Raw genomic sequence first — 10,356 nt, 5'->3', positions numbered from 1 at the left:
GCGGGACGATTTGGCGCCGGATGGAGCGGTCGACGCGGCGAACAGCCGGCGTTCGGCGCAGATGCGGATCGCCTGCGGCAGGCTCGCCGCGCCGAGCTTCGCGCGCGCCCGATTGACGAGCGTCTGCACGCTGGACACGGTGACGCCCATGCGATCGGCGACCTGCGCGGTTTTCAGCCCGTCCGCGTACAGCGACAACGCCTCGCGCTCGTGCGCGGACAGTATTGTGCCGCGCGATCGGCCCGCGTTGACCCGCGCGAACGCCGTTGCGACCGGCTCGAATGACGGCGTGTGCGGTGGCGGTGTCCGGTGCGCGTGATCGACCGGCGCAGGTGCGCCCGTATCCGCCGATGCGTCGGGTGCGGGCACCGGGTCGTACGGCAGTCCGGCGGCCGCGGCGACGAGGATCGGCGCGAGCGCGCGCGGTGCGATGCGCTTGTTGACGAGCGCCTGTGCCCCGGCCTCGATCATCGCGTCGCGATACCGTTCAAGCGGGCGCGAACTGATGCCGACCAAGCCGATCGTGCGCGAACGTTTGCGGATCTGCAGGCACAGGTCGGGGCCCTGCATGTCGGTCAGGGACATGTCGACAAGCATCACGTCGGGGGAGTGCTTCGGCGAGAGCGCCTTCTGGAACGCGGCCGCGCCCAGCTCGCATTGCCACGCGACCTCGAAGCGCGGGCCGCACGCCTTGACCTGCGCGGCGAGCCCGTACAGCGCGTACGGGTCGTTGTCCACGATGCCCACGCGGATGACCGGCAGTGTCACTGGTTTCTTCGCCTCCATTGCCGCCCCCTTCCATGGTTTCGCCCGACTCTCCTTCGAGTTTAGTGCCCTGCCGAGCTTAAACCGCTGCATTTCTTTTTCTCGGCTCCCCTTGTCAGGGGAGCTGTCACGCAGTGACTGAGGGGTAGTCAGAACCCGCCACATTAAGTCCGATAAAACACTGGAACGACTGCCCGGGGAAACGCGTGCCGTCGTCGCGCATCGCACGACAACGGCACGTACGACGACCTGCGCGTCGACGCGTCAGCCGCGATAGCGGGCGTACTGCTCGTACACTTCCGGCGTCGGCTCGCCGGTGAGCGTGCCGTCGACGGACAGCGGCCATGCCGGCGGCTCGGCTTCGCCGGAGAGCACCCACGCGGCCTGCCGTGCCGCGCCGATCGCCACGTATTCGTCGGTTGCCGGCAGCACCACGTCCATGCCGAAGATGCCCGGCGCGTACGCGCGCACGGCCGCCGACCTCGCGCCGCCGCCGATGAGCAGAATGCGCTTGACGTCCACGCCGAGGCCCCGAACCAGTTCGAGGCAATCGCGCTGCGAGCACAGCAGGCCCTCGACGAACGCGCGGGCGATGTTCGCCTTCGTGGTGTTCTTGAGCGTCATGCCGTGCAGCGTGGCCGTCGCGTCCGGCCGGTTCGGCGTGCGCTCGCCGTCGAAGTACGGGATGAGCGTGACGCCCTCCGCGCCCGGCACCGACTGCGCGGCCAGATCGGCCAGTTCGTCGTAGCTGACGCCGAGCGCCGCGCGGCCGGCGTCGGCGATGCGCGAGCCGTTGATCGTGCAGGCGAGCGGCAGCCAATGACCGGTGCAGTCGGCGAAACCGGTCACGGACGCGGTCATGTCGTACGCTGGCACGGGGGAGACGGCCGCGGCCACGCCCGACGTGCCGAGGCTGATCGACACGTCGCCGACGCCCATGTTGAGTCCCAGCGACGCCATCGCGTTGTCGCCGCCGCCCGGCGCGATGATGCAGCCACCGGGCACGTCCCTGCCCGCGATCGACGGATCGGCGACCGCGCCCGTTGCGGTCGGGCCGAGCACGCGCGGCAGCGTCACGTCGTCGCGACCGAACGCGAGCTTGAACAGATCCATGCGGTATGCGTTCGTCGCGGAGTCGAAATATCCGGTGCCGGACGCGTCGGAACGATCGGTGAACAGCGCGGCCAGGTCGGCGGTCGCGTCGTCGGCTGCGTCGTCGGCTATGTCGTCGGCGACCGGACCGTGGCCGGCGATGCGCCAGCTCAGCCAGTCGTGCGGCAGGCAGACCGCGGCGACGCGCGCCGCATTGTCCGGCTCGTTCGCGGCGACCCACGCGATCTTGGTGATCGTCAGCGACGCGACGAGCGACGATCCGACGGCCCTGACCCAGCGCTGACGGCCGCGCAGCGTCGCGTCGTCGGACAAGTCGTCCTCGGAACCGTCCGCGGCCTTGCCGGCGACGCCCAGTTCGGCGATGAGCCGTTCGGCGTCGGGGGCAGAGCGGGTGTCGTTCCACAGCAGCGCGTCGCGCACCACGCGGCCCTGCCGGTCGAGCAGCACCATGCCGTGCTGCTGGCCTCCCACCGCGAGCGCGACGACGTCGTCGAGTCCGCCCGCCTGGTCCTTGGCTTCGAGGAACGCCTCCCACCACGCGTTCGGATCGCAGCTGGTGCCGTCGGGGTGCCTGGCCTGGCCGAAGCGCACGAGCTTGCCGGTCTCGGCGTCGGTGACGCGGACCTTGGTGGACTGGGTGGACGTGTCGACGCCCGCCACGAGGATTCGGGACATGGTTGCCTCCTTGCAGGTTGCCGCCTTCGCGTGCGGCTATTTAGTTAGATGATTAAACTATGGTATCAGTGTAACACGCGCGACGGTCGCGTCTGCTATGGTGTCGTGCGGCGTTCCCGCCCGAATCGCGCAGGTCAAGGAACGCCTGAAGTCGGCGTCCGTGGCGGTCAGGTCCGCGCCGGCCGATCTTCGTCACCACTGTGCGCGATCCCGAGTCAGGAGACAGCCATGTCAGGCAACACCGACGCAACAACCAATCCCAATCCTTCCGTTCCCAACCGTTCCTCCGTGCGGACCGCAACGACCGCGGTCGCGTCGGCCAACGGCTCCGCCGACATGTCCGACCGCGCCGCGGCGTCCGCCGTCGCCGCCGTCAACGAGCTGTCCCGACTGCGCTGGAAGCCGCAGGACATCGCCGTCGGCGCCGCGCTCGGCGTCGCCTGCGGACTCGTCTTCTGGGCGTTCGACTTCGCGTACACGCCCGTCTCGTCGCTGCTCAGCGCGATCCTGCCCGGACTCATGAGCCTGTTCCACGGATTCTGGTACTTCTCCGGACCGCTCGCGCTGCTCATCCTGCGCAAGCCCGGCGCCGCCGTCTACGTCAACCTCGTCGGCGCGCTCGCCGAAGCGCTCATCGGCAACCGCTTCTCCGTCGTCTCCATCCTCATCGCCGCGCTGCTCGAAGGCATTTCGGCCGACATTCCGTTCGCGATCGCGCGCTACCGCAAGTTCAACCTGCCGCTGTCCGTCGCGTCCGGCGCGTTCACCGCGCTCACGTACGGCCTGTACCTGCTGTTCTTCTACTTCCAGGGCGTCGCGCCGTTCAGCCCGCGCGGCATCGTGCACATGATCTCCGAAATGATCAGCGGCGTGCTGGTCGCCGGCGTGATGAGCTGGTTCCTGTACCTGGCGATCGGACGCACCGGCGTGCTCGACCGGCTCGCCTCGGGCCGCGACCTGCCCGGGCGGAAAACGGTGGACGCCTGACGGCAGGCGCATGATCGTCGGCCGTCGGCCGGCTGGCGGCGGCGGTTGCGAACCGGGCGTCGCGTGTCGGGGGAGTGGTTTGCTACACTGGCGAGGTCGGTTTTCGCGCCCTGCGATTCGCGGTCGCGCAACCGACGTGGGGCCGTAGCTCAGTCGGTTAGAGCATGCGACTCATAATCGCCCGGTCCAGGGTTCAAGCCCCTGCGGCCCCACTCGCATGACGCATCGGGGGTGCGGACTGTCCTGTCCGCACCCCCGCGTATATTCCCATAGGTTCCGGTTCACGTCGGCCATAGGGGCGCGACGACCCGGGTCCCCCGAATCCTTAGGAGACACACCATGAAGCAGGGAATCCATCCCGATTACCATGCCGTCGAAGTCCTGTGCTCGTGCGGCAACACCTTCGTCACCCGTTCCACCTACAAGGGCGACCACATGACGGTCGACGTCTGCTCGCAGTGCCACCCGTTCTACACCGGCAAGCAGAAGATCATGGACACCGGTGGCCGCGTCGCTCGCTTCGAGCGTCGCTACGGCAAGAAGGCCAAGTAGCTTCTCCAACGCCAGTCCGTGCGGTCCGGCGTCGCCTCGGCGACCCGCAATCCGACCGCGGACTGGCGTTTTTGTATATCCGGAACCGAATAGGTCGAATCGGCCGAATCAACCCGAATCGCAAGCCGTCGTCAGTATACGCAGCAGTACACGTAAGACAAAGTCAAGGCAAGTTCAAAGCAAGTAAGGACACCCATGGCAGACGAACAGTTCCCCGCCGCGCAAACCGCGCTTGAGGAGTATCAGGACCTCGAGGCGAAGATGGCGGACCCGTCGGTCGCATCCGACCCCGAAAAAATCCGCAAACTGGGCCGTCGCCACGCCGAACTCGGCGGCATCGTGTCCGCATACAAGACCTACCTGCAGATCCGCGACGACCTCGAAGCCGCCCGCGACATGGCCGGCGAGGACGAGGGCTTCGCCGAAGAGGCCAAGCGGCTCGAAGCCGAGCTGCCGGCCGCCGAGGAGAAGCTCCGCACCGCGCTCATCCCGCGCGACCCGGATGACGCGCGCGACACGATCATGGAAATCAAGGCCGGCACCGGCGGCGAAGAGGCGGCGCTGTTCGCCGGCGACCTGCTGCGCATGTACACGCGATACGCGGAAAAGCGCGGCTGGACCGTCACCGTGCAGTCCGAGAACACCACCGAGCTCGGCGGCGTCAAGGACGTGCAGATCGCCATCCGCGCCAAGGGCACGCCCGCGCCGGAAGACGGCGTGTGGGCCTCGCTCAAGTACGAGGGCGGCGTGCACCGCGTCCAGCGCATCCCCGTCACCGAATCGCAGGGCCGCATCCAGACCTCCGCGGCCGGCGTGATCGTCTTCCCGGAAGCCGACGAGGACGACGACGAGATCGAAATCGATCCGAAGGACCTCAAGATCGACATCTTCATGAGCTCCGGTCCCGGCGGCCAGTCGGTCAACACCACGTACTCCGCGGTGCGCATGACCCACATCCCGACCGGCATCACCGTGAACATGCAGGACGAGAAGTCGCAGATCCAGAACCGTGCGGCCGCGCTGCGCGTGCTCAAGTCGCGTCTGCTCGCCATGAAGCACGAGCAGGAGGCCGCCGAGGCCGCCGACATGCGCCACTCGCAGGTGCGCTCGCTCGACCGCTCCGAACGCATCCGCACGTACAACTTCCCGGAGAACCGCATCGTCGACCACCGCACGAACTACAAGGCGTACAACCTCGACGCGGTGCTCAACGGCGATCTGCAGGCCGTGATCGACTCGGACATCCAGGCCGACGAAGCCGAGCGCCTCGCCAACCAGAAGTAGCGGGCCGTGACTGTTGCTGATGTGATTCGGGACGCGGCGGGGACGCTGCGTGCGGCCGGGGTGGATACGCCCGAGCATGATGCGAAGCTGCTGCTGGCCGAGGCGGCCGGGCGCGAGCTGCGCGACGTGGACAAGGCGATGCTCATGGGCGACGAGTGGACGCTCGACGAGAAGACTACCGCCCGTTTTCGCGCGATGGTCGACCGTCGCGCGAAGCGCGAGCCGTTGCAGTACATCGTCGGGCATGCGCCGTTCCGCTATCTTGACTTGGCTGTCGGGCCGGGCGTGTTCATTCCGCGGCCGGAGACCGAAACCGTGGTGCAGGCCGGGCTTGACTGGCTGACGCGCAACCGCATCGCGACGCCGCGCGTGGTCGATCTGTGCGCCGGCTCCGGCGCGATCGGCCTGTCCGTCGTCACCGAAGTGCGCGGCGCGCAGGTGTGGGCCGTGGAACTTTCCCCGGACGCGTACCGGTGGACCGAGCGTAACCGCGACGCCGTTGCCAGGCGCGACCCGCTGGCCGGCTACAACTACACGCTCGAACAGGGCGACGCGACCAGCCCGCTCACCCTGCCGCAGCTTGACGGCACCATCGACCTCGTCATCACGAACCCGCCGTACGTGCCGCTCGCGGACATTCCCGAACAGCCGGAAGTGCGCGACCATGATCCCGACCTCGCCCTGTACGGCGGGTCCGCGGACGGCGTGCTCATCCCCGAGCGGATCATCATGCGTGCGGAGAAACTGTTGCGGCCCGGCGGCGCGCTTGTCATGGAGCACGACATCTCGCAGGGCGACCGGCTCGCCGCCTTCGCGCACGCCAACGGTTTCACCGAGGCGCGCACCGAAAACGACTGGACGGGGCGGCCGCGCTTTTTGTTCGGCATGCTCGGGTGACCGCTGCGCGTAAGCGAGATAGCTTATTGAGAATGGCGGAATTCGGCCATTCTCAATAAGCTATCTTCGTTATGTGTAGCGGCTTATCGCGCATACTCCTGATACACGGACGCGTCCGCGTCGGTGATCGTGCGCACGACGCGCGCGGGATTGCCCACGGCCACCGAATTGGCCGGAATGTCCTTGACGACGACCGAGCCGGCGCCGATCACGCAACCGTCGCCGATCGTCACGCCGCCGATCACGGTCACGTTGCCGCCGAACCAGCAGTTCGAGCCGATGGTGATCGGCAGCGCATACTCGTATTCGACCGCACCGCCGTCGGGCAGCGGGCGGATGTTGCGGTCCTGCCAGCGGATCGGATGCATGGGCGGCAGCAGCGACACGTTCGGTCCGAACAGCACGTTGTCGCCGATCGTCACACGGCCGGCGTCGAGCACGGTGAAGTTGAAGTTCGCGAATACGTTGTCGCCGATGCTCGTGTGGCAGCCGTAGTCGAAGAACACCGGTCCCATCATGCTCAAGTTTGCGCCGTGGCCGGGCAGCAGTTCGTCGAGCACGGCGGCGCGTTCGGCCGTGGCGTTGCGGGGGAGCGTGTTGAAGCGCGAGCACAGGTCGGCCGACTTGTCGCGCAGGCGCGTCAGTTCGGGGTCGCCGGCGTCGTACAGTTTGCCGTCGAGCATTTCCTCGCGTTCGGAACGGCGAGGCGTGCGCGGTTCGATGGGCGGGACGACGGCGTTGTTGGTGTTGTCGGTCATGCGTGGCTCCTTTGCTGGGTTGGCGATGGGCTGATATCGCAGCAGTATTAGATGTACGACCGTACATGGTAGGCCGTCGCAGAGACGCCGGCTCGAGCGGGAGACGCCGGTGCCGCGGCCGTGTGAACAATGGGTGCGAACTCAGTCGGCTTCACGGGTCCGTGCCGGCCCAGACAGCTCGCGTTCGCCGAGACCTAGGACCCAGTCGTTGCCGGTCGGGGCGCAATGGTGCAATGATGGGGTTGAAACGTCAGGAGGAAGCATGAGCGCGGTATGCACGGTAACCGATGAGTCGCTGGAGAAGGCGCGGCGGATCATAGCCGCCGGCGGGCTGGTCGTGATCCCGACCGACACGGTGTACGGCGTGGCATGCGACCCGCGCAACGAGGCGGCCATCGCCAAGGTGTACGAGGCCAAGCGCCGTCCTCGCTTCAAGGCCCTGCAGGTGCTGCTCGCCGACACCGACCAGCTCGACCAGCTCGGCCTCGACCTGCCCGCGCCGCTCAACCGGCTCGCCGCCCAGTTCATGCCCGGCGCGTTTTCGCCGATCGCCGTGGCGCGCGGGGACTGTGACCTGAAAACCCTCAACCCGACCCCGCAGGGCGCCAAAACGCAGGGGATCCGCATCCCGAATTCCGCGGTCACGCTGCGCGTCCTCAATGCGCTTGGCCCGCTCGCCGCGTCGAGCGCGAACCGCTCCGGCGAGGAAAGCGCGCAGACCGTCGAAGAGGCCGAAGCGGCGCTCGGAGACCTCGTGGATCTCTACCTTGACGGCGGTCCCACGCAGGGCCACGTCGCCAGCACCGTCGTCGCCGCGAACCCGCTGTCGCGCGACGGCATCGACATCCTGCGCGAAGGCGTGATCCCGCAGTCGGTGATCCGCCGCGCGCTGCACATGAACGGCGGGGGACTGGGCGCATGAGGGTCTATCTGTTCGTGGCCGCCGTCGCCGGCGGCATCACCTGGCTCATCACCCCGCTCATCCGGCATGTGGCCATCCAGATCGGCGCGGTCGGCAAGGTCCGCGCGCGCGACGTGCACACCATCCCCACGCCGCGCATGGGCGGTCTCGGCATGCTGTGCGGCTTCCTCGGCGCGATGCTGTTCGCCAGCCGCATGCCGTTTTTAAGCAATCTGTTCCTGTCCAACCATCAGGCGTGGGTCGTGATGCTCGGCGCCGTGTCGATCTGCCTGATCGGCATGGCCGACGACCTGTGGGATCTCGACTGGATGCTCAAGATGGCCGGCCAGCTGCTGACCGCCGTGTTCGTCGCGTGGGGCGGCCTGCAGATCATCTCGCTGCCGCTCGGCTCGCTCGTCACGGCGTCGCCGAGCATTTCGATCACGATCACCGCGTTCCTGATCGTCGCGTCGATCAACGCGGTCAATTTCGTCGACGGACTGGACGGACTCGCGTCCGGCATCGTCGCGATCGGCGGCATCGCGTTCGCCGCGTACTCGTATATTCTCGCGCGCAACTCGCCGTCGTACGCATCCATGGCGACGCTGATCGACGTGGCGATGGTCGGCATCTGCGTCGGCTTCATCCTGCACAACTGGCATCCGGCGAAACTGTTCATGGGCGACTCCGGTTCCATGCTGCTCGGCTATCTCATCACGTGCGCGTCGATCATCATGACCGGCCGACTTGACCCGGCGTCGATTCACGCGAGCATCTATCTGCCGGTGTTCATGCCGATCCTGCTGCCGATCCTCGTGCTGTTCCTGCCCGTGCTCGACATGTGCATGGCGATCGTGCGGCGTCTTGCCAAGGGGCAGTCGCCGATGCACCCGGACCGCATGCACCTGCACCACCGCATGCTCCGGATCGGGCACACCGTGCAGGGCGCGGTGCTGATTCTGTGGGGCTGGGCCGCGCTCATCGCGTTCGGATCGCTCATGATCCTGTTCTTCCGCGCGCGCTACGTGGCGATCGGTATGGGCGTGGCCGTGGTGCTGCTGTCGCTGGCGACCATGTACCCGTATCTGAAGCACCGCATTCCTGAGATTCGCGAGGAGAACGCGCTCGAACGCGCGCAGCACGCCAGCGGCGGCATGACGGGCGATCCGCAGGGTCCGCGGAAGTAGCGCTTGTCGGACTTGATGTGCGATGGGTGCTGGCTACCCCTCAGTCACTTCGTGACAGCTCCCCTGACAAGGGGAGCCGAGAAAAAGGAATGCGGCGGCATGGCGGACGGTCCGCAGGGTCCGCTAGGCAAGGCGCGCGATTAGCCGGTCGCCGGCGCATAGCACGGGGGTGTGTCCTGTGTCAACGCACGTTCATATAGTGGGTCTATGGCTTTAATTCCTGACATGAATTCAGCAACCAATTACGCCCCTCTCCCGCCCATTTTCGCCCAGCTTGGCCTCGCCTACGACGACGTCCTGCTGCTGCCGAACGAGACGGACGTGATCCCGTCCGAAGTGGACACCACCACTCACCTGACCCGTGAGATCACCATGAAGGTCCCGGCGATCTCCGCCGCCATGGACACCGTCACCGAATCCGAAATGGCCATCGCCATGGCCCGCAACGGCGGCATCGGCGTGCTCCACCGCAACCTGTCCATCGACGACCAGGCCGCCCAGGTCGACGTCGTCAAGCGCTCCGAGTCCGGCATGATCACCGACCCGCTGACCGTCAACCCGGACGTCACCCTCGCCGACCTCGACAAGCTGTGCGGCAAGTTCCACATCTCCGGCCTGCCGGTCGTCGACAAGGACAACAAGCTTGTCGGCATCATCACCAACCGCGACATGCGCTTCATCGCCTCCGAGGACTACGACCACCTCAAGGTACGCGACGTGATGACCAAGGAGAACCTCGTCACCGGCCCGTCCAACATCTCCAAGGACGACGCCCACCGCCTGCTCGCCCAGCACAAGGTCGAGAAGCTCCCGCTCGTCGACGCCGAAGGCCACCTGACCGGCCTGATCACCGTCAAGGACTTCGTCAAGACCGAGCAGTACCCGGACGCCACCAAGGACGGCCAGGGCCGTCTGCGCGTGGCCGCCGGCGTCGGCTTCCTCGGCGACGCGTGGCAGCGCGCCTCCGCCCTCATGGAGGCCGGCGTGGACGTGCTCGTCGTCGACACTGCGAACGGCGAAGCCCGCCTCGCGCTCGACATGATCCGCCGCATCAAGAACGATCCGGCCTTCCGCGACGTGCAGGTCATCGGCGGCAACATCGCCACCCGCTCCGGCGCGCAGGCCATGATCGACGCGGGCGTCGACGCCGTCAAGGTCGGCGTGGGCCCCGGCTCCATCTGCACCACCCGCGTGGTCGCCGGCGTCGGCGTCCCGCAGCTCACCGCCGTGTACGAAG

General features: G+C 67.2%; 10 protein-coding genes and 1 tRNA gene. 8 read left to right on the top strand and 3 right to left on the bottom strand.

Annotation, left to right across the window (positions count from 1 at the left end; genetic code table 11):
- Both BBIA_RS12280 and BBIA_RS12275 read right to left on the bottom strand, forming a co-directional pair.
- Positions 1 to 786, bottom strand: a 786-nt coding sequence (locus tag BBIA_RS12280) for a response regulator transcription factor (RefSeq protein ID WP_035138475.1), incomplete at its 3' end; no start/stop codon positions are given.
- 243 nt (positions 787 to 1,029) lie between these two features.
- Positions 1,030 to 2,553, bottom strand: a complete 1,524-nt coding sequence (locus BBIA_RS12275) for a xylulokinase (RefSeq protein ID WP_033495262.1) — start codon at positions 2,551 to 2,553, stop codon at positions 1,030 to 1,032.
- 336 nt (positions 2,554 to 2,889) lie between these two features.
- Here BBIA_RS12275 and BBIA_RS12270 point away from each other — a divergent pair, with 336 nt between their 5' ends.
- From BBIA_RS12270 to prmC, 5 genes are all read left to right on the top strand, one after another.
- Positions 2,890 to 3,540: an ECF transporter S component gene (locus BBIA_RS12270; protein ID WP_051924062.1), complete on the top strand. Its 651-nt coding sequence runs from the start codon at positions 2,890 to 2,892 to the stop codon at positions 3,538 to 3,540.
- Positions 3,541 to 3,678: 138 nt separating this feature from the next.
- Positions 3,679 to 3,752, top strand: a tRNA-Ile gene (locus BBIA_RS12265).
- A gap of 127 nt (positions 3,753 to 3,879) precedes the next feature.
- Positions 3,880 to 4,092, top strand: a complete 213-nt coding sequence (rpmE, locus tag BBIA_RS12260; RefSeq protein ID WP_033495260.1) for a 50S ribosomal protein L31 — start codon at positions 3,880 to 3,882, stop codon at positions 4,090 to 4,092.
- A gap of 195 nt (positions 4,093 to 4,287) precedes the next feature.
- A complete protein-coding gene (gene prfA, locus BBIA_RS12255; RefSeq protein ID WP_033495258.1) occupies positions 4,288 to 5,376 on the top strand; it encodes a peptide chain release factor 1 in 1,089 nt (362 codons plus the stop codon).
- A gap of 6 nt (positions 5,377 to 5,382) precedes the next feature.
- The gene (gene prmC / locus BBIA_RS12250) at positions 5,383 to 6,273 is read left to right on the top strand and encodes a peptide chain release factor N(5)-glutamine methyltransferase (protein ID WP_033495256.1); all 891 of its coding nucleotides are present in this window, start codon (positions 5,383 to 5,385) and stop codon (positions 6,271 to 6,273) included.
- 83 nt (positions 6,274 to 6,356) lie between these two features.
- Here the strand turns inward: prmC and BBIA_RS12245 are convergent, their stop codons facing one another.
- The gene (locus BBIA_RS12245) at positions 6,357 to 7,031 is read right to left on the bottom strand and encodes a sugar O-acetyltransferase (protein WP_033495254.1); all 675 of its coding nucleotides are present in this window, start codon (positions 7,029 to 7,031) and stop codon (positions 6,357 to 6,359) included.
- 262 nt (positions 7,032 to 7,293) lie between these two features.
- On the opposite strand from BBIA_RS12245, the gene BBIA_RS12240 reads away from it, so the two are divergent.
- The 3 genes from BBIA_RS12240 to guaB all read left to right on the top strand — a co-directional run.
- Complete coding sequence (locus BBIA_RS12240) at positions 7,294 to 7,953, top strand: L-threonylcarbamoyladenylate synthase (protein ID WP_033495252.1); 660 nt, start codon at positions 7,294 to 7,296, stop codon at positions 7,951 to 7,953.
- Entirely contained in the window at positions 7,950 to 9,119 is a 1,170-nt protein-coding gene (locus BBIA_RS12235; RefSeq protein WP_033495250.1) for an MraY family glycosyltransferase, read from the top strand. Before BBIA_RS12240 ends, BBIA_RS12235 begins: the two co-directional genes overlap by 4 nt.
- A gap of 207 nt (positions 9,120 to 9,326) precedes the next feature.
- The coding region (gene guaB / locus BBIA_RS12230; RefSeq protein ID WP_035138477.1) for an IMP dehydrogenase at positions 9,327 to 10,356 on the top strand (1,030 nt) is incomplete at its 3' end.

It is taken from the genome of Bifidobacterium biavatii DSM 23969, assembly GCF_000741165.1.
GTDB lineage: Bacteria > Actinomycetota > Actinomycetes > Actinomycetales > Bifidobacteriaceae > Bifidobacterium > Bifidobacterium biavatii.
Note: the sequence above shows the minus strand (reverse complement) of the source record. Positions and strands in the feature narration are given on the sequence as shown.

What these genes read in the sequence shown, in the direction of transcription:
- BBIA_RS12275 (WP_033495262.1), bottom strand. Translation starts at nt 2,553, where the DNA reads ATGTCCCGAATCCTCGTGGCGGGCGTCGACACGTCCACCCAGTCCACC.
- BBIA_RS12270 (WP_051924062.1), top strand. Translation starts at nt 2,890, where the DNA reads ATGTCCGACCGCGCCGCGGCGTCCGCCGTCGCCGCCGTCAACGAGCTG.
- rpmE (WP_033495260.1), top strand. Translation starts at nt 3,880, where the DNA reads ATGAAGCAGGGAATCCATCCCGATTACCATGCCGTCGAAGTCCTGTGC.
- prfA (WP_033495258.1), top strand. Translation starts at nt 4,288, where the DNA reads ATGGCAGACGAACAGTTCCCCGCCGCGCAAACCGCGCTTGAGGAGTAT.
- BBIA_RS12245 (WP_033495254.1), bottom strand. Translation starts at nt 7,031, where the DNA reads ATGACCGACAACACCAACAACGCCGTCGTCCCGCCCATCGAACCGCGC.
- BBIA_RS12240 (WP_033495252.1), top strand. Translation starts at nt 7,294, where the DNA reads ATGAGCGCGGTATGCACGGTAACCGATGAGTCGCTGGAGAAGGCGCGG.
- BBIA_RS12235 (WP_033495250.1), top strand. Translation starts at nt 7,950, where the DNA reads ATGAGGGTCTATCTGTTCGTGGCCGCCGTCGCCGGCGGCATCACCTGG.